Here is a 300-nt window from a genome sequence, read left to right as displayed (position 1 = left end):
CATTCGCCGGGCGCATCGGCCCGGCACGGCATCGACACCGCGTTGAAGACTCGAAAGAGTGCTGCGATTCTCGAGAGAACGCCATGCGCAACAAGTTCGCCGTCGTCTGGGTCTGGCTGTTCCTGCTCCCGCTCGCGTTCGATTTCAAGGGCGCCGAAACGGCCAGCAAAGCCATCCAGATTCTGCTCACCGTGCCCTCGATTCTCGCGGGCTGCTTCCTGCTGCTCATCGCGCCGCGTTTCGCACAGCGCTCGCGCTTGCGCACGCTGGTCACGTCGCTGTTTCTCATCACGATACTCG

1 pseudogene is annotated in these 300 nt (G+C 62.7%); it reads left to right on the top strand.

Going from position 1 to position 300, the window contains the following annotated elements:
- Positions 1–83: 83 nt before the first annotated feature.
- Positions 84–300 (top strand): annotated as a pseudogene (locus tag QCE73_RS34190) (hypothetical protein); the annotation flags it as partial.

It is taken from the genome of Caballeronia sp. LZ029, assembly GCF_031451275.1.
Lineage (GTDB): Bacteria > Pseudomonadota > Gammaproteobacteria > Burkholderiales > Burkholderiaceae > Caballeronia > Caballeronia jiangsuensis.
The sequence above is the reverse complement of the archived record's forward strand: the minus strand, read 5'-3'. Positions and strand labels throughout refer to the sequence as shown.